Source organism: Flavobacterium sp. RSSB_23 (genome assembly GCF_051547145.1).
Lineage (GTDB): Bacteria > Bacteroidota > Bacteroidia > Flavobacteriales > Flavobacteriaceae > Flavobacterium.
Map to the genome: position 1 here is coordinate 12,778 of NZ_JBPTTO010000015.1, position 17,805 is coordinate 30,582.

Consider the following 17,805-nt stretch of genomic DNA (forward strand, 5'->3'; position numbering starts at 1 on the left):
TTTACTTTTTTTTAGCCACTGCTTTTTTAGCAGGTGTAGATTTCTTTGCTGTCGCCTTTTTTGCAGGAGCTTTTTTTGCTGGTGTTTTCTTTGCAATCATTTCCTGAACTTCAGCTAAAGTCAATTTAGACGCATCAACATCTTTACTTAATTCGATTTTTATCTTACCTTTAGTAATAACCGAACGTCCCCAGCGTGCTTTCTCAACTAAAATTCCTTCGTCTTCCCAATTGTGAATGACTTTATCAATATTCTTTTGTAATTTATCCTCAATTAGAAACTCTATATCCGCTTGAGACAAATTATCAAAATCAAACTTCTTCGAAACATTGATAAAAATACCATTCCATTTGATAAAAGGTCCAAATCTTCCGGTACCTTTTTGAACACTTTCACCTTTATAAACAGCAATAGGCGCATCGGCCAATGCTTTTTCATCAATTAATTCTTGAGCACGTTCTAACGAAACATCCAATGGATCTTCGCCTCTTGGCAAAGAAATAAAGACAGCTCCGTGGCGTACATAAGGCCCAAAACGTCCGTTACTTACTTCGACTTCTTCTCCTTTATAGGTACCTAAATTTTTTGGTAACAAAAATAAATTCAGCGCTTCTTCTAAAGTAATGTTTCCGATATTTTGTTCGTTACGCAGACTGGCAAATTTTTTATCCTCATCTTCAGCATCTCCAATTTGAGCCATTGGACCAAACTTACCCAAACGAACTGAAACAGGTTTTCCAGAAGCTGGATCTGTTCCTAAAATACGCTCTCCACTTTCTCTATCAGCATTTGCCTCAACATCTTTTACATTAGGATGAAATTTATCGTAGAACTCTTGCATCATTTTAGCCCATTCGATGTTGCCTTCTGCAATCTCATCGAAATCTTGCTCCACTTTTGCAGTAAAATTGTAATCTAATATAGAACCAAAATTTTTCACCAAGAAATCGGTTACTATGGTTCCAATGTCTGTAGGTACTAATTTTCCTTTATCAGAACCTGTATTTTCTTTTAATACTTTTTCGGCTATTTTTCCAGCTTGAAGTGTAAGCTGAGTATAATTACGTTCCTGCCCTTCTAGCGTTCCTTTTTCAACATAATTTCTATTAATGATAGTAGAAATAGTTGGTGCGTAAGTAGAAGGACGACCAATCCCAAGTTCTTCTAACTTTTTTACCAAAGAAGCCTCTGTATACCTTGCAGCAGGTCGAGAATAACGCTCCGTTGCAGTAATAAATGAGTTGGCTAATGTCTCGTTTACTTTCAAAGCAGGCAACATCCCTTCTTGCTCTTCCTCGTCATCATCATGTCCTTCCAAATATACTTTTAGAAAACCTTCAAAAAGTAACACTTCTCCAGAAGCCACAAAAACTTCACTATGATTATTCGCTTCAATTTTAACATTGGTACGTTCTAATTCAGCATCACTCATTTGAGAAGCCAAAGTCCTTTTCCAAATCAAATCATACAAACGCGCTTGATCTCTATCCACATTTACAGTATGCAAAGACATGTCTGTTGGACGAATCGCCTCGTGCGCTTCTTGTGCTCCTTTGCTTTTGTTAGCAAAAGTTCGTGGCTTAGAAAATTCTTTCCCGTAAGACTTTATGATTTCGGCTTGAGCCGCATCCATCGCTTCTTTAGACAGATTTACACTGTCCGTTCTCATATAAGTAATCAATCCCGCCTCATACAAACGTTGTGCTAACTGCATCGTGATTCCAACTGGCAAATACAACTTACGAGCTGCTTCTTGTTGTAAGGTTGAAGTCGTAAAAGGTGCAGTAGGTGATTTTTTCGTCGGTTTCGTTTCTAAATCTGAGACCTTATATAAGGAGTTGGCATTTTTATTTAAAAAATCTTGTGCTTCTTGTTTGGTAGCAAAATTTTTAGGCAATTTCGCTTTTACCGTTTTTCCTGCTTCGTTGGTAAACTCTGCAACAACGGAATAACTAGCTGTTGGCGTAAAATTTTGAATTTCTCTTTCGCGTTCCACAATCAAACGTACCGAAACAGATTGTACACGACCTGCAGAAAGACCACCTTTAATTTTTCTCCAAAGAACAGGAGACAACTCATATCCTACTAATCGGTCCAAAACACGACGAGCCTGCTGAGCATTCACTAAATTATAGTCAATCTCACGAGGATTATCAATGGCTTTTAATATCGCATTCTTAGTAATTTCATGAAAAACAATACGTTTGGTTTTTTTAGCATCTAATTTTAATTCTTCTGCTAAATGCCAAGAAATAGCTTCTCCCTCACGGTCCTCATCGCTTGCTAACCAAACCATTTCTGCATTCTTAGAAAGTGTTCTTAGTTTACTCACCAAAGCCTTTTTGTCCGAAGAAACTTCATACTTGGGTTTAAATCCATTTTCAACATCTACCCCTATTTCTTTTGAAGGCAAATCGGCAATATGCCCATAACTTGACTCTACTTGAAACTCACTTCCTAGAAATTTTTCGATTGTTTTGGCCTTTGCAGGTGACTCCACTATTACTAAATTCTTTGCCATATCCCGTTTGTTTATGTCGGCAAAAGTATATGATTTTTTTAAATTTCAAGATTATTACACTTTAAAAGTAAAATTTATAGTTAAAATACATGTTTTACAAAGCTCCAAAAGAACTCTTTTTATAAAAACTCATAAAGGTTAAAAATACTACATTCCGCTTTTTCTTTAGCTAAAAAAAACAGAGCACTTCTTATTATTCCTTCATATAAAACAATGTTTCTATTTTAAAAAAAACTCTAAAAACATTGTTAATTCTAATTCTGACATCTTGTCATATTCGCCTAATTTCGCTTATATTTGCGCTTTTAAAATACCCATGGAAAAGATCATTGAAGAAAGCAAACAAGGTGAAAGTCTTGTTTTAGAAAATAAGCCCGAAAACACAAAAAAGCTTTTTATAGAAAGTTACGGATGTGCTATGAATTTTTCTGACAGTGAGGTTGTCGCATCAATATTATCTACTAACGGATACAACACCACTCAAAAACTAGAAGAAGCCGATCTTGTATTGGTTAACACATGCTCAATTAGAGATAAGGCTGAACAAACCATACGTAAGCGTCTTGAAAAATACAATGCTGTAAAACGAATTAATCCAAAAATGAAAGTTGGCGTTTTAGGATGTATGGCGGAACGTTTAAAAAGTCAATTTTTAGAAGAAGAAAAAATTGTAGACTTGGTTGTTGGACCAGATGCATACAAAGACTTACCAAACTTACTAAATGAAGTTGAAGAAGGTCGTGACGCTATTAATGTAATTCTATCCAAAGAAGAAACTTATGGTGACATTGCTCCGGTTCGATTAATGAGCAATGGAGTTACTGCTTTAGTTTCTATAACACGTGGTTGTGACAATATGTGCACGTTCTGCGTTGTTCCATTTACCCGAGGTCGAGAAAGAAGTCGTGAACCTCAAAGTATAATGAATGAGATTCAAGAATTACAAAACAACGGATATAAAGAAGTTACTCTTTTAGGACAAAACGTAGACAGTTATTTATGGTATGGTGGCGGTTTGAAAAAGGATTTCGTCAATGCTTCTGAAATGCAAAAAGCCACAGCTGTAGATTTTGACCAATTACTCGAAATGGTGGCTGTAGGATTTCCAAAAATGAGAATTCGTTTTTCGACTTCCAATCCGCAAGACATGCACGAAAGCATTTTACATGTTATTGCAAAATATCCTAATATTTGTAAACACATCCATTTACCTGTTCAATCTGGAAGCAACCGAATTCTAAAAGAAATGAATCGTTTGCATACTCGTGAAGAATATATGGCACTTATTGACAAAATCAATTCAATTATCCCAAATTGCGCTATCTCTCAGGACATGATTGCGGGATTCCCAACCGAAACCGAGCAAGACCATCAAGATACATTGAAGCTGATGGACTATGTTAAATATAGTTTTGGGTACATGTACAGTTACTCTGAACGCCCAGGAACTTTAGCCGGAAGAAAAATGGAAGATGATGTTCCTGAAGAAACAAAAGCAAGAAGATTACAAGAAATTGTAGATTTACAACAAGCCCACGCTCGATACAGAACAGAACAATACATCGGTCAAACCGTAGAAGTTTTAGTTGAAAAAGTATCCAAAAAATCGCCTAACGAATTCTCTGGAAGAAATTCACAAAGCATCACAGTAGTTTTTCCGAAAGAAAACTATAAAATTGGTGATTTTGTTAATGTACTAGTAGAACGAACAACAGGCGCTACACTTATTGGTAAAGCAATTGGGCTTAGCGAGATGAATTAAGAAAAAGTTTAATAGTTTAAAATGGCTTAAAGTCGTTCCAAAAAACAACTTGAAACCATTAAACACTTAAACCTTTAAACAAAACAATATGGAAACAGTTCAAGCAATAAAACAACGATTTGAAATTATTGGGAATGACCCCAAACTCAATCGCGCCATCGAAAAAGCCATTCAAGTGGCTCCAACAGATATTTCGGTTCTGGTTTCTGGTGAAAGTGGTGTGGGTAAAGAAAACATACCTAGAATAATTCATTCTCTTTCTCATAGAAAACACGGCAAATACATTGCCGTAAACTGTGGTGCCATCCCTGAAGGAACTATTGACAGCGAGCTTTTTGGTCACGAAAAAGGCGCTTTTACTGGAGCAACGAATACACGAGAAGGCTATTTTGAAGTTGCCGATGGCGGAACCATATTTCTAGACGAAGTGGGAGAACTTCCTCTTACTACGCAAGTTCGTTTACTGCGTATTCTTGAAAATGGTGAATTCCTAAAAGTAGGTTCGTCTCAAGTACAAAAAACGAACGTTCGAATTGTGGCAGCAACCAATGTTAATCTTTTTGATGCCATTGAAAAAGGAAAATTCAGAGAAGATTTATACTATCGTCTAAGTACGGTAGACATTACTTTACCTCCTCTTCGCGACCGCAAAGACGACATTCATTTATTGTTTAGAAAATTTGCTGCCGATTTTGCGCATAAATACAAAATGCCTCCATTAAAACTAGACGATAACGCCGTTCATATATTGCAAAAATTTCGTTGGAGCGGAAACATCAGACAGCTAAGAAACGTTGCAGAGCAAATTTCTGTTTTAGAAACCAATCGCGATATTAATGCGGCTACTTTGCAATCGTATCTCCCAATGGAAAGCAGCAATTTACCTTCTGTAATTAAAGACAAGAAAAGCGAAAGCGACTTTAATACCGAAAGAGAGATTTTATACAAAGTGCTTTTTGATATGAAAAGTGACTTACATGATTTAAAAAAACTGACGTTGGAGCTAATGCAAAACGGAAGTTCTAAGGTACAGGAAACCAACCAAAATTTGATTCAAAAAATTTATGGTTCAAAATCAGACAGCGAAATAGAATTCGAAGAAGAACCGAGAACAGCAGTAATTACGACTCAAAATATTGACAACAATTATCAAGAACCTGAGGAAAACTATCTTTTTGCCGAAACTATTGAAGAAGAAGAGATTCTAAAATTAGAACAAAAAGAAATCGAATTGATTAAAAAGTCGTTAGAAAAAAACAAAGGAAAACGAAAGGCTGCCGCTGATGAACTTGGAATTTCAGAACGTACTTTGTATCGAAAAATCAAACAATTTGATTTATAAAAATGAATACAATTTCAAATTACTATATTTGAATAAAATTGGAATTGAGAACTTAAAATGGTGTTCGTTTCACCACAACTTTATGAGAAAATTATTTTTTTTATTTGCATTCGTTTGCCTTTTCACACTGAATAGCTGTGGCGTATACAACTTTACTGGCTCAGGTAAAATTGATGCCAAAACATTTCAAGTGAATTTTTTCCAAAACAATGCCGAATTGATTGAACCTGGAATAGACAGAACTTTCACCTTACAATTACAAGATTTAATTCAGAATCAAACCAATTTAAACTTAGTAAAAAACGGAGGTGATTTGGTATACGAAGGAGAAATTACCGATTATAGAATCAGCCCAATGACAGCAACGGCCGATCAGCGTGCCGCACAAAACCGTTTAAAAATCAGAATTAATGTCCGCTTCACTAATAAAAACAAAGAAACCGATAACTTTGAAAAACCATTTGAGTTTTTCTATGATTATCCTGCCGACCAACAGTTAACAGGTTCGACATTGAGTGCTGGTCTAAAAGAAATTTTCGATAGAATTTCGCAAGACATTTTTAATGAATCACTTGCTAAGTGGTAATCCAATTAATCCTATCTTGATTATAAAATGAACGTTACTGATTATACCTTTTTGATAAACAAACCCGATACTATTAATAGTGTCTATACGGATGCACTTGGAAATATTCTAAATGAATTTCCCTACTTTCAAAGTGCAAGAGCCTTGCGTCTAAAAGGTCTTTTCAACCAAAATAGCTTCAAATATAATTATGCATTAAAAGTGACAGCGGCCCATACTACAGACCGTTCGATACTATTTGATTTTATTACCTCAGAACATTTTGACACCATACAAAATGATTTGTACGACAAAAAAAATATCGAACTGATGAATATGGAAGTGGTAGATAGTGAAATCGTACATCCAAAAACTATTTTGGAACAACAACAAAAAGCACTAGAATTATCTATACTCACGTCTATAAAAGAAGCGACTAATAATAACGATACTATTTCCGAAAACGAATCGGAATCGGTTATTGAACTCGGCAAACCCATTGACTTCACTCCAAATGAGAAGCACTCCTTTCAGGAATGGTTACAATTATCGAGAACACAGCCTATCGACCGAAGTATAGAAAACAATTCAAAAACCTTCGAAGATAGTATGGAAGAAGAAAGAAAGAAAAAAGCAGCATTGATTGATAAGTTCATAGAAACCAATCCTAAAATTGCACCAATCAAACCCGGTTCTGCTCCAGCTCCGCAATTTGAACTCAATTCTTCAGACAATACCCACTTAATGACAGAGACTTTAGCAAGAGTTTACTTGGAACAAAAAAAATATCAAAAAGCGATACAAGCTTATGAAATATTAATTTTGAAATATCCAGAAAAAAGTAGTTTCTTTGCAGACCATATATCAGAAATAAGGAATTTACAAAATAACAATAATTAAACAATGAGCACATTTTCAATTTTTTTAGTTTTAATAACTATAGTTTGTTTTTTACTAATCGTAGTAATTATGGTTCAAAACCCTAAAGGTGGAGGATTATCATCATCAATAGGAGGATCACAAATGTTGGGTGGTGTTCAAAAAACGACTGACTTTTTAGACAAAAGTACTTGGACATTAGCTACTATCTTGATTGCTTTAATTTTGCTTTCTAGCTTAAGCTTTTCAGGATCTATGAGTGATACAGATTCTAAAATCATCGAAAAAACTGAAACTGCTGCTCCACAAACAGCTCCAGTACAAAATGCACCTGCAACACCTGCTGCACCTGCTACAAAATAATAGAAACCTATACATTATAAAATGCCAGCCTGTCAAAGCTGGCATTTTTTTTAGGAAAAATTGTCAGTTTACAAGGGTTGGCACAATTTCTGAAATTCAAGAATCGATTAAAAATTAATTCAAAATAAAAAATAAAAACCATGGCATTAAACATTAAACCCCTATCGGATAGAGTTCTTATCGAACCTGTTGCCGCTGAAACAAAAACAGCTTCAGGGATTTTTATTCCTGATACCGCAAAAGAAAAACCTCAAAAAGGAACTGTAATTGCTGTTGGTAACGGAACCAAAGACCACGCAATGACAGTAAAAGTAGGCGATACCGTACTTTATGGTAAATATGCGGGTACAGAATTAAAATTAGAAGGAACCGATTATTTGATTATGCGCGAGGATGATATTCTTGCAATTATCTAAAAAATTAAACAGTACGGATAAGTCGCGGCTTATCCCTTCAATTTATTAATTATTCTAAAAAAATAAAAAAATGGCAAAAGATATTAAATTTGATATTGAAGCACGTGACGGTTTAAAACGTGGGGTAGACGCATTAGCTAATGCAGTAAAAGTAACACTTGGACCAAAAGGACGAAATGTTATTATTGGAAAAGCTTTTGGAGGACCAAATGTAACTAAAGACGGTGTAACGGTAGCTAAAGAAATCGAATTGAAAGACCCATTAGAAAATATGGGAGCTCAAATGGTAAAAGAAGTAGCTTCAAAAACCAACGACTTAGCGGGTGATGGTACTACAACTGCAACTGTTTTAGCGCAAGCCATCGTAAAAGAAGGCTTAAAAAACGTAGCCGCTGGAGCCAATCCAATGGATTTAAAAAGAGGAATCGACAAAGCTGTTGAAGCTATTGTTGCCGACTTAGCCAAACAAGCCAAAGTAGTAGGAAGTGATTCTGAAAAAATCAAACAAATTGCTTCTATTTCTGCCAACAATGACGAAGTAATTGGTGAATTAATCGCTACTGCTTTCGCAAAAGTTGGAAAAGAAGGTGTAATCACTGTTGAGGAAGCCAAAGGAACCGAAACCTTTGTAGATGTAGTAGAAGGAATGCAATTCGACAGAGGTTATTTATCTCCTTACTTCGTAACGAATCCAGAGAAAATGGAAGCTGAATTAGAGAATCCATTCATCCTTTTATACGACAAAAAAGTTTCTTCATTAAAAGAATTATTGCCAGTTTTAGAACCGGTAGCACAATCAGGAAAACCATTATTAATTATTGCAGAAGATGTAGATGGCGAAGCTTTATCAACATTGGTAGTAAACAAATTACGTGGTGCCTTGAAAATTGCTGCGGTAAAAGCACCTGGTTTTGGAGATAGAAGAAAAGCAATGTTAGAAGACATCGCAATCTTAACAGGAGGAACTGTAATCTCTGAAGAAAGAGGCTATACACTAGAAAACACTACTATCGATATGTTAGGAACTGCCAACAGAGTAACTATCGACAAAGACAATACTACTATTGTAAACGGTGCTGGAGATACGGAATTAATCAAAAACCGTGTGAACCAAATCAAAGGTCAAATGGAAACTACGACTTCTGATTATGACAAAGAAAAATTACAAGAGCGTTTGGCTAAACTAGCTGGCGGTGTTGCTGTTCTTTATGTAGGTGCTGCTTCTGAAGTAGAAATGAAAGAGAAAAAAGACAGAGTTGACGATGCTTTACACGCTACTCGTGCCGCTGTAGAAGAAGGTATTGTTGCTGGTGGTGGTGTAGCTTTATTGAGAGCAAAAACTGTTCTTAGCACACTAAAAGCGGACAACGCTGATGAAGCTACTGGTATCCAAATCGTTTCTCGTGCAGTAGAAGCTCCATTGAGAACTATTGTAGAAAACGCTGGATTAGAAGGTTCTGTTGTAGTAGCAAAAGTAGCTGAAGCAACTGGAGATTTTGGTTACAATGCCAAAACTGACGAATATACTGATATGCTAAAAGCAGGTATTATCGATCCTAAAAAAGTAACTCGTGTAGCTTTAGAAAACGCAGCTTCTGTTTCTGGAATGATCTTAACTACAGAATGTGCTTTGATTGATATTAAAGAAGAAAATGCCGGAGGCGGAATGCCAATGGGAGGCGGAATGCCAGGAATGATGTAATTTCAAAAACGAAGTACGATATACGAAGTTCAAAATAAAAAAATCCGAAGTTTAAAACTTCGGATTTTTTGTTTGTATAATCAACTAAGGACTAATCACTATTTACATGGACAAAATTATTCTGGTCGCTTTTTCAACATTTTCATAAATACTGGAAAAGTAGAAACCAAAATAATTCCAATCACAATATATTCAATGTGTTTTTTCAAGTCGATACCGTATTCAAGAAAAATGCCATACAAATAATGCCCTGCAAAAATTAAAAGAAACGCCCACATAAACGAACTTAAAATATTGAAGAACATAAATTTCTTTTTATCCATAGAAACAATACCTGCCACTATAGGCGCAAACGTTCTGAAAATAGGCAAGAATCTAGCATAAATAATAGCTTTTCCTCCATACTTTTCGAAGAAATCTTTCGATTGCAATAAATACTTTTTCTTAAACCAAAAAGTATCTTCCTTTTTGAATAAGTAATAACCACTTTTGGCACCAAACCAGTAGCCTACCATATTCCCTAATACTCCAGCAATAGCAACCATAACAGACAAGAACGTTACGTTGATAAAATCACTTTCAACCACGAAAAGATTTTCAACTAAACTACGACTGTAAATTCCTGAAAGAAAAAGCAAACTATCACCTGGAAGAAAAAAACCTGCGAAAAGTCCTGTTTCGGCAAAAACAATAAACAGAACTACATATAACCCAATTTGAACGCCACCAATACTTAATGTGATATAAAACTCAGGATTCAATAATTGGGTCCATTCAAAATTATTCATATTCGGGCTTAAATTTGGATTTATTAGTTGGTGAAAATAGGCATTTTTTAACAAAGGCGCAAAACAAACCCCTATTTTAAAGTTTTATTAACGGTTTAAAAAAACACCCAAAACGATTGTCTTGGGTGTCATTGTCTTTGCTATTCTTTTCTCTCATACAAACAACATGAATGCAACTTGTCATAATCTTCTTTGGTTGCTTTTACCTCATCCGTATCATGACCCACTTTTGCAATTGCCTTTTTAACATCAAGAAGGGAACACTTTTCTTCATTGAGAATTAAAGATAATTGATGCGAAGGAATATCCCAAGTAGCTGACTTCACTCCTTCTACCGAAAGAGCTGCTTTTTGAATACGTTTTTGACACAAACCGCAATTCCCGTTTACCTCAGTTACATATTTAGCATTTTTGTTCTTTTTTTCTTGTGCTTGAGCAACAAAACCAACTAAAGCAACTAATACAACTAAAACTATTTTTTTCATGATTTCTATTTATTTAAAGTTTATTTTATTTTAAAACGTAGGCCTGCATAATACATTTGACCAAAGATTGGCGCATATACAATTGAGGCATCAAAAGTAGGCCCAAAAGGAGTTTCTGCTCCAAGTATTGCTTTGCTTTGCTTATAATTTCCAATATTTTCTCCTCCAACATATATTTCAAAGCTAGAAGAAAACACATGTGTTACTTGAGCATTAATCAAGTTATAAGAAGGTGAAAACTCAGGCAAACGATCTTGAGCAGGATTCGAGGCTGTTACTGGCAATTGCTGTTTGCCTAACCAATTATAAGTCGCATCAAAACGCCATTGGCTTCCAGATTCACTTCGTCCTGTTTCGTATTCTAAATTCCCAAAAAAACGATGCTTCGCTTGCAAAGGTCTTTGATAAACACCAGACAAATAGTGCGTTTGAATGTCATAATACTTATAAGCAGAACGCAAACTAAAACGATTCGCAAGTTCATAATTGAATTCGATTTGCAAACTCGTCGCATAGGACTTCCCTTTTAGATTATAAAACAAAACCTGCTGCGGCGATTGCATAACATCAACAACCGCTTGATTTTGAAAATCGGTTCTGTAAAGATCAAATCCTGCATCGCCGTTTCGTCCAAACAATTGAAATTTTTGATTAAAACTTAGACCATAATTCCAGGCAATTTCTGGATTCAACCCATAGATTTTTCCATCGGTATCCAAAACAGAAAGCGTTCTAGAGCTAGCAAACAACGATTGGTTCTCGGCAAAAATATTCGCCGCGCGTTTTCCTCTTCCTGCCGAAAAACGAATCACCGATTTTTCCCAAGGATTGTAACGAAGATGTAAACGTGGCGTTACAAAAGTCCCCAATCGATTGTGATTATCGACTCTTCCGCCCAAAACTAAACTGAAATTATCGTCGTTATCATACGTATACTCAAAAAAAGCACCTACAGAATTATCTACTCTTCCATAATCTATCAACCCCACAAACTCATTGTAGTTATCGTATGCAAAGTTGATTCCTGTAGCAAACTTATTTTTGGTATTGTTAATAATAGAATTGAAAATCAAATTCGAATAAAAGCTACTTTGCTTAATATCGTACACATTCAATCCGTAATACGAATTTTGATCGTGTAACGTAAAAGCATTTTGAAAACCTATACTTTGAAACGGCATATCTTTGAAGACATAGCCCACTTTCGTAGCCAAATCCAATCGTTGTGTATTGATTTCAGAACCCCAACGATTAGTAGTACCTCTGTCTTTATCTGGATCAAAATCAACCTCTCCCGATTGCTTTTTGTCATTCATATACCTGAAATTGATAAAACTCACAAGACCTTTTTCGGCATCATAATATTGGTAGCGATTCATAACATTGATTTGCTTTGCCAACGGATTATCCATAAAACCATCGTTGTTCTGGTCCATTTTAGACACACGAGTGTTACCGTGTACAAACAAACTACTACTCCACTTTTGGGACAATTGCGTGTTAAAATGCGTGTTCAACTCAAATCGAGAATCGGTAGAACCGTAGGCATTCAAAAAGAAAGGAATATCATTGATAGGCTTGATTAATTCGGTGTTAATTTGTCCCGAAATGCTCTCATACCCATTCACCACGCTTCCCGCGCCTTTGGTAATTTGAATACTTTCGACCCAAGTTCCCGGAGTAAACGACAAGCCATACGCTTGGGATGCCCCACGAACGGATGGTACATTTTCTTCCGTAATCATCAGGTACGGACTCGTCAAACCTAACATTTTGATTTGTTTCGTGCCCGTCAAAGCATCCGAAAAATTCACATCAATAGATGGATTGGTCTCGAAACTTTCGGCCAAATTACAACAAGCTGCTTTAAGCAACTCTTTGCTGGTCACCAAGGTAGTGTTGGTGGTAACCGTGAAGGATTTTTGCAATCCTTTTCGCTTTTTGGTCACCTTTACTTCGTCTAGATTTTCTTGTGAAAAAACCGGAAACGCAAGTAAAATGGTGGCTAAAAGCACTATTTTTTTATACATTGTTTACTCTGATTTATGCCGTCGTCCCAACATATTTTGGGCGTAACCCCATTTAGTCAAGGGGGCAATAAAAGTAACGTGCTATTCGCCCCCTTGCCTAAATGCGGTCGGGCTATACGCGTCCGCCGCGGCGGACTGCTGCTATCCCTTACGCAAACCTGCGTACAAGAAAAAATAGGCTCAAACGACAACTGTTTATAAAATTTTCAAGAAATTAAATAAACAAAAATCAGGCGTAAAAAATGTATTGATGGTATAATTGATAGAGCGGCGGTGCATTGATAGCAACATAAAAATCGTTGACTACCGCTTTTTGAAAATGAAGTGTTCTAGCAAAAACTGGAACTTGCTGAACAGGCACTAAGAAAGGAGCCGAAATATCAAACAGTACAATTTTCACAGTCGCATTATCCGACTTTTTCTCAAAATGCACCACTTTATCTTTACAGCAAGAATCTTTTTCGACAACTGCTGTTTTCTCACAACAGCCATCAGGTTCCGTCAAAGATAAAAGTTCAGAATGCAAACTTATCGCAGCAATAGAATCGCCACAATAATGCACATTAAAAGCCATACCTATATTGGAAACCAATAATAGGAGTGCCAAAAATAAACTAGTGCTCTTCTTTACATTCATACTGCGAAATTACTCATTGGATTCTTGTAGCAATTAAAATATTTGTTAAAATTACAAATCAAACGCTTGTCCCATCATTGGAACTACACATTCAAAGCCATAAAGTTCTTGAATCTTAATGCGCAATTCATCAGCCGCTTGATTTTCGCCGTGCACCAAAAACACTTTCTTAGGTTTGTTTTCTAAAGCCGATAGCCAATGCAATAAATCCTTCTGATCACCGTGAGCTGACAAGCCTTCAATCTCTACAATATTGGCTTTGACCTCATAATATTTACCGCGAATTTTGATATCCTGAGCGCCTTCTAATAATTTTCTACCCCGAGTTCCTTCGGCCTGATATCCAATAATAATTACTGTTGTTTCTGGCAAACCAATATAGCGTTCTAAATAACTCAAGACTCTTCCTCCTGTTATCATTCCACTCGCAGCAATAACTACTTTTGGCTGTTTGTTATAAATTATCTCAATCGTTTCTTTATAATCAGAAACCATCGTAAACATTTTACACATTCCAACATACTGTTCTTGCGTTAATTTATGCCATTTCGCATTATGCTCAAAAAGGTCAAGCATACTAATTCCCATTGGGGTATCAATAACATAGGGAATCGAAGGAATTCGCCCTTCTTCTTTCAATTGCCACAATAAAAACATCACACTCTGAGCTCTTTCGACTGCAAAACTGGGCAAAATTACCGTTCCGCCTTTGGCAATAGCGTTGTTGATGTACATTTCCAACTCAAGTTTGGGGTCGGTTTCGGGATGCAATCTGTTTCCATAGGTACTTTCTAAAAACAAATAATCGCCTCGAGTTGGTAAGGTAGGTGGAAATAGCAACACATCATTGTCGCGTCCAATATCTCCCGAGAAAACCAAATATTGATTTTCTAAATGCAATTCGATACTACAAGCACCTAGGATATGTCCTGCGTTACTAAAAACAGCTTGAATTTCGGCATCCAAAGAAATAACTGTTTTGGGCTGAATCACTCTAAAATGGGAAAACACTTGTTCGGCTTGAGCCACAGTATAAAGTGGTTCAGCAATTTGATGTTTCGAATAATGGCCTTCATTCGCTTTATTGGCTTCTTCTTCTTGAATTTTGGCGCTATCTAGTAAAATTAATTTGGCTATAGCAGCCGTGGGACTCGTACAATAAATCTTTCCCTTAAAACCTTGATCGACTAATCTTGGCAACCAGCCACAATGATCTAAATGACCGTGAGTCAGCAAAACAAAATCAATGGTAGCAGGCAAAACAGGCAAAGGTTCCCAATTCAATTCTCGCAAGGGCTTAATCCCTTGAAACTGTCCACAATCAATCAAAATCCGAATTCCGTTACTTTCTACGAGGGTTTTCGAACCGGTAACAGTTCCTGCCCCTCCAATACATGTAATTTTCATGAGGAATGTTTTTTAAATTAAATGCTAACTACCACACAATTCTCTTGCTTCTTTGAGTACATTTTGTATCCTATTTGGACTCAAACCAATTGTATTCAAAACCGATGAATGGGTCAAAATATCTTTAACCAATAGTAAATCTTTTTGCAATAAATGCTCCTTTTCTGCCAGAGACAAAGTGGTCAAACATGTAATGGGATATAATTTATTCTGGTCCGTTTTGGACTTCAAACAATTATTTTCGGGATAATTCCAACTCAAAAGTTGCAATCCTGAACAATTTGCAAAAGTGATGGCATCTGTCGTAAATCGATTATTGGTTACTATCCAACACAAAGTCAGAGGACTTTTGGAATCAAAAAAAGAATGTGATTTTGTTTTTAAATCATTGAATCTTGACAAAATGTACATCGGTACTTTTACATCCGAAGCCACTTCTCTACCCGCGTGAAACTTGCATTCAACCATCCCCATTTCAGAGTCTTTTTGAATCAAAACATCAATCTCGTGCGTAACACATTTTCCTTGTAAAACTAAATTGGTTTTCGTTTTATAGCCTTCTGATTCAAAAAGTCGCGCTATATATTTTTCAAAATAAAAACCTGCAGGACCTAACATTCGGATGGCTTCACGCAAGTTGTAACGCGCCGCATGTGCATTTGAATTTTTCTTTAGCAAGGCAAAAGCCATCTTGTAGATTTGCTTGGTCGCCATCCCCTCAAAAAGTTGCGCACTTATGGTCGAAATGATATGTTGGGCTTGCTCAGGATTGGCACCTGCTTTTAGTAGTGATTCCAATAACTTATTGGAATTAAAATCAACTGTATCCCCTGAATATTTGACAACTTTCATCACGCTTTAGTTTACATATTCTATATGCAGAAATCCAACTAAAGGTACGTATAAATTAGCTATTAAAGGTGTTTTTGATAATAAAATCCAGGGATAAAGAGCAGGATAAAAATAGGTTGAATCAAAAACCTACGCACATAAAAAAGAAGCAAATAATTTTGATTCTGAAAAGAAAGGATGTAAAAAAAAGTCAATAGTAAAACCACAAAGAAAACAGCAAACAGTACACCCGAAAACTGAAGCATATCCTTATCTTCAAAAATAACATACAACAAAGCCAAGGATAACAAGGAATTCAATCCGTATCTCAAAAGCAATCCTAAAAACAATGGAATGGGTTCATATATTGGCAAAGGTTGACCAGCATAATCACTTTTAAAAAAAGCCAAAAAAGGATCATAAAACAGTTGTGTTTCAAATTCGCGAATTAACACTAAAAGAAAAACAAGCAACAACCCAAGAACGATTTTGCCTTTATTTTGAAGTAGGTTTTTTAGCATAGATAGAAAAGTAGTTAACCCAAATAAACCATAAGATAAAAACGACCCCATAAATAAACAGAGGAAAAATCACACCATGCAAAAGATGCTCATAGGCTGAAAAACGATACAAGAGTAGGCTCAAAACTGCAATTCTAATCACGTTGAGCAAATAAATCAAGACATTACCTCCAATCAAATACAACAAAGTAGCCTTAAACTTTCCAGCGAAAGCAATCACAAAAGAAACAAAAAGTATCATAATACTTATTGCATTGCATCCCTCAATTACGGTAGCCACTTCTTTTTGATGCATCAAAATACTGATTTTAGTATTTTGATGATACACTACAGCCGAATTGGAATCGAATACTTGCAAGACTTTTTCAACGTGACTTGCTACAAGACGCGTGATACCATCCAATTGATTATTTTCATATCCTGACAGATACCACTGGTATAAAAAAGTAAGCAAGATATAAGCGAATAAAAATGCCCCAATGAATTTCAAAAAAGGCTTGTAAAGTGTCCAATAGTTTTTCAAAATTGATTTTTTTTTCAAATTTATGTAATTTATAAGACTAGCATTAAATACTTTTGTATAAAAACAATTATAAAATGACATTTCAAGAATTACAACCAAAGGTAATTGCCATTACAAGCAGCGCCACTAGTACTAGAGACGAGAAATTATTAGCCATTTGCCAACTGCTGAACGAATCTGTTGACTACTACAATTGGGTAGGATTTTACTTCGCCAACCACGATACCAAAACCTTACACTTAGGTCCTTATGTAGGAGCTGAAACAGACCATACTGTTATTCCCTTCGGAAAAGGAATTTGCGGACAAGTAGCCGAATCGAATGCCAACTTTGTAGTTCCTGATGTGGCCGCACAAGATAACTATATTGCGTGCAGCTTTACCGTAAAATCAGAAATTGTAGTGCCGCTATTTGTAAACGGGGTAAACATTGGTCAAATCGATATTGATAGTCACGTTATCGACCCTTTCACTGAAGCCGACGAACGATTCTTGGAGTTTGTGAATGAAGAAATTGCAAAGTTATTTTAAGGATTTCATTAATTTGTACTTAATAATTAATAATTATTTTCTACTTTTGCACCCGTCTTACAATAGCTGTAAGTCATACATAAAAATCATTTAAATAATATTAGCATGTATTTAACTAAAGAAGTAAAAGCGGAAATTTTCGCGAAACACGGAGGAAAAGCAGAAAACACTGGATCTGCAGAAGGACAAATCGCTTTATTCACTCACAGAATTAGCCACCTAACTGAGCACTTGAAAAAAAATCGTCACGATTATAACACTGAGCGTTCTTTGGTACTATTAGTAGGTAAAAGAAGAGCTTTGTTGGATTACTTGAAGAAAAAAGAAATCAACAGATACCGTGAGATTATCAAAGTATTGAATATTAGAAAATAATCAATATAAAAAAGAGGTGCGAAAGTGCCTCTTTTTGTTTTTACATTTCAAGCATTTACAAGAAAAAAAGTTTGGTTTTTCATTGGGTTTTAGGAACAACAACTACTACAACAACTACTACAACACAA

At 35.8% G+C, this 17,805-nt stretch carries 18 protein-coding genes; 9 read left to right on the plus strand and 9 right to left on the minus strand.

Features of this window, described 5'->3' with window-relative positions; genetic code table 11:
- Window position 1 precedes the first annotated feature (1 nt).
- Entirely contained in the window at window positions 2-2,521 is a 2,520-nt protein-coding gene (gene topA / locus ACSVH9_RS15140) for a type I DNA topoisomerase (protein ID WP_438064431.1), read from the minus strand.
- A 316-nt stretch (window positions 2,522-2,837) separates the two neighbouring features.
- On the opposite strand from topA, the gene miaB reads away from it, so the two are divergent.
- The 7 genes from miaB (at window position 2,838) to groL (ending at window position 9,550) form a co-directional block, all read left to right on the plus strand.
- On the plus strand, window positions 2,838-4,283 hold the full coding sequence (miaB, locus tag ACSVH9_RS15145) for a tRNA (N6-isopentenyl adenosine(37)-C2)-methylthiotransferase MiaB (protein ID WP_438064432.1): 1,446 nt from the start codon (window positions 2,838-2,840) through the stop codon (window positions 4,281-4,283).
- Between the two features lie 88 nt (window positions 4,284-4,371).
- Complete coding sequence (locus ACSVH9_RS15150) at window positions 4,372-5,625, plus strand: sigma 54-interacting transcriptional regulator (RefSeq protein WP_438064433.1); 1,254 nt, start codon at window positions 4,372-4,374, stop codon at window positions 5,623-5,625.
- Between the two features lie 82 nt (window positions 5,626-5,707).
- Window positions 5,708-6,211 carry an LptE family protein gene (locus tag ACSVH9_RS15155; RefSeq protein ID WP_438064434.1) on the plus strand — a complete coding sequence of 168 codons (504 nt, stop codon included), beginning with the start codon at window positions 5,708-5,710 and terminating at the stop codon, window positions 6,209-6,211.
- Window positions 6,212-6,238: 27 nt separating this feature from the next.
- Complete coding sequence (locus tag ACSVH9_RS15160) at window positions 6,239-7,090, plus strand: tetratricopeptide repeat protein (RefSeq protein ID WP_438064435.1); 852 nt, start codon at window positions 6,239-6,241, stop codon at window positions 7,088-7,090.
- Window positions 7,091-7,093: 3 nt separating this feature from the next.
- On the plus strand, window positions 7,094-7,432 hold the full coding sequence (gene secG, locus ACSVH9_RS15165; protein WP_159690734.1) for a preprotein translocase subunit SecG: 339 nt from the start codon (window positions 7,094-7,096) through the stop codon (window positions 7,430-7,432).
- Between the two features lie 140 nt (window positions 7,433-7,572).
- On the plus strand, window positions 7,573-7,848 hold the full coding sequence (locus ACSVH9_RS15170) for a co-chaperone GroES (protein ID WP_024982279.1): 276 nt from the start codon (window positions 7,573-7,575) through the stop codon (window positions 7,846-7,848).
- Window positions 7,849-7,918: 70 nt separating this feature from the next.
- On the plus strand, window positions 7,919-9,550 hold the full coding sequence (gene groL / locus ACSVH9_RS15175; protein ID WP_064716469.1) for a chaperonin GroEL: 1,632 nt from the start codon (window positions 7,919-7,921) through the stop codon (window positions 9,548-9,550).
- A 116-nt stretch (window positions 9,551-9,666) separates the two neighbouring features.
- Here groL and ACSVH9_RS15180 read toward each other — a convergent pair whose 3' ends face one another.
- The 8 genes from ACSVH9_RS15180 to xrtF form a co-directional block, all read right to left on the minus strand.
- Window positions 9,667-10,338: a DedA family protein gene (locus ACSVH9_RS15180; RefSeq protein ID WP_438064436.1), complete on the minus strand. Its 672-nt coding sequence runs from the start codon at window positions 10,336-10,338 to the stop codon at window positions 9,667-9,669.
- A 140-nt stretch (window positions 10,339-10,478) separates the two neighbouring features.
- On the minus strand, window positions 10,479-10,823 hold the full coding sequence (locus tag ACSVH9_RS15185; protein WP_438064437.1) for a heavy-metal-associated domain-containing protein: 345 nt from the start codon (window positions 10,821-10,823) through the stop codon (window positions 10,479-10,481).
- Between the two features lie 20 nt (window positions 10,824-10,843).
- Entirely contained in the window at window positions 10,844-12,853 is a 2,010-nt protein-coding gene (locus tag ACSVH9_RS15190; RefSeq protein ID WP_438064438.1) for a TonB-dependent receptor plug domain-containing protein, read from the minus strand.
- 229 nt (window positions 12,854-13,082) lie between these two features.
- Window positions 13,083-13,490: an HYC_CC_PP family protein gene (locus tag ACSVH9_RS15195; protein ID WP_438064439.1), complete on the minus strand. Its 408-nt coding sequence runs from the start codon at window positions 13,488-13,490 to the stop codon at window positions 13,083-13,085.
- Between the two features lie 51 nt (window positions 13,491-13,541).
- Complete coding sequence (locus ACSVH9_RS15200; protein WP_438064440.1) at window positions 13,542-14,897, minus strand: MBL fold metallo-hydrolase RNA specificity domain-containing protein; 1,356 nt, start codon at window positions 14,895-14,897, stop codon at window positions 13,542-13,544.
- Between the two features lie 24 nt (window positions 14,898-14,921).
- Window positions 14,922-15,749, minus strand: coding sequence for a restriction endonuclease (locus ACSVH9_RS15205; protein WP_438064441.1), 828 nt, complete (start codon window positions 15,747-15,749; stop codon window positions 14,922-14,924).
- A gap of 62 nt (window positions 15,750-15,811) precedes the next feature.
- Window positions 15,812-16,249 carry an exosortase F system-associated membrane protein gene (locus ACSVH9_RS15210; protein ID WP_438064442.1) on the minus strand — a complete coding sequence of 146 codons (438 nt, stop codon included), beginning with the start codon at window positions 16,247-16,249 and terminating at the stop codon, window positions 15,812-15,814.
- Complete coding sequence (xrtF, locus tag ACSVH9_RS15215; RefSeq protein ID WP_438064443.1) at window positions 16,224-16,790, minus strand: exosortase family protein XrtF; 567 nt, start codon at window positions 16,788-16,790, stop codon at window positions 16,224-16,226. The genes ACSVH9_RS15210 and xrtF overlap by 26 nt, the downstream gene beginning before the upstream one ends.
- Before the next feature lie 56 nt (window positions 16,791-16,846).
- Here xrtF and ACSVH9_RS15220 point away from each other — a divergent pair, with 56 nt between their 5' ends.
- Together ACSVH9_RS15220 and rpsO are read left to right on the plus strand one after the other, a co-directional pair.
- Entirely contained in the window at window positions 16,847-17,302 is a 456-nt protein-coding gene (locus tag ACSVH9_RS15220; protein ID WP_438064444.1) for a GAF domain-containing protein, read from the plus strand.
- A 105-nt stretch (window positions 17,303-17,407) separates the two neighbouring features.
- Entirely contained in the window at window positions 17,408-17,677 is a 270-nt protein-coding gene (gene rpsO, locus ACSVH9_RS15225; RefSeq protein WP_064716460.1) for a 30S ribosomal protein S15, read from the plus strand.
- Window positions 17,678-17,805: the final 128 nt, after the last annotated feature.

Excerpts from the sequence above, each read along its gene's own strand:
- topA (WP_438064431.1), bottom strand. The coding sequence starts at position 2,521 with ATGGCAAAGAATTTAGTAATAGTGGAGTCACCTGCAAAGGCCAAAACA.
- miaB (WP_438064432.1), top strand. The coding sequence starts at position 2,838 with ATGGAAAAGATCATTGAAGAAAGCAAACAAGGTGAAAGTCTTGTTTTA.
- ACSVH9_RS15150 (WP_438064433.1), top strand. The coding sequence starts at position 4,372 with ATGGAAACAGTTCAAGCAATAAAACAACGATTTGAAATTATTGGGAAT.
- ACSVH9_RS15155 (WP_438064434.1), top strand. The coding sequence starts at position 5,708 with ATGAGAAAATTATTTTTTTTATTTGCATTCGTTTGCCTTTTCACACTG.
- ACSVH9_RS15160 (WP_438064435.1), top strand. The coding sequence starts at position 6,239 with ATGAACGTTACTGATTATACCTTTTTGATAAACAAACCCGATACTATT.
- secG (WP_159690734.1), top strand. The coding sequence starts at position 7,094 with ATGAGCACATTTTCAATTTTTTTAGTTTTAATAACTATAGTTTGTTTT.
- ACSVH9_RS15170 (WP_024982279.1), top strand. The coding sequence starts at position 7,573 with ATGGCATTAAACATTAAACCCCTATCGGATAGAGTTCTTATCGAACCT.
- groL (WP_064716469.1), top strand. The coding sequence starts at position 7,919 with ATGGCAAAAGATATTAAATTTGATATTGAAGCACGTGACGGTTTAAAA.
- ACSVH9_RS15180 (WP_438064436.1), bottom strand. The coding sequence starts at position 10,338 with ATGAATAATTTTGAATGGACCCAATTATTGAATCCTGAGTTTTATATC.
- ACSVH9_RS15185 (WP_438064437.1), bottom strand. The coding sequence starts at position 10,823 with ATGAAAAAAATAGTTTTAGTTGTATTAGTTGCTTTAGTTGGTTTTGTT.
- ACSVH9_RS15190 (WP_438064438.1), bottom strand. The coding sequence starts at position 12,853 with ATGTATAAAAAAATAGTGCTTTTAGCCACCATTTTACTTGCGTTTCCG.
- ACSVH9_RS15195 (WP_438064439.1), bottom strand. The coding sequence starts at position 13,490 with ATGAATGTAAAGAAGAGCACTAGTTTATTTTTGGCACTCCTATTATTG.
- ACSVH9_RS15200 (WP_438064440.1), bottom strand. The coding sequence starts at position 14,897 with ATGAAAATTACATGTATTGGAGGGGCAGGAACTGTTACCGGTTCGAAA.
- ACSVH9_RS15205 (WP_438064441.1), bottom strand. The coding sequence starts at position 15,749 with ATGAAAGTTGTCAAATATTCAGGGGATACAGTTGATTTTAATTCCAAT.
- ACSVH9_RS15210 (WP_438064442.1), bottom strand. The coding sequence starts at position 16,249 with ATGCTAAAAAACCTACTTCAAAATAAAGGCAAAATCGTTCTTGGGTTG.
- ACSVH9_RS15220 (WP_438064444.1), top strand. The coding sequence starts at position 16,847 with ATGACATTTCAAGAATTACAACCAAAGGTAATTGCCATTACAAGCAGC.
- rpsO (WP_064716460.1), top strand. The coding sequence starts at position 17,408 with ATGTATTTAACTAAAGAAGTAAAAGCGGAAATTTTCGCGAAACACGGA.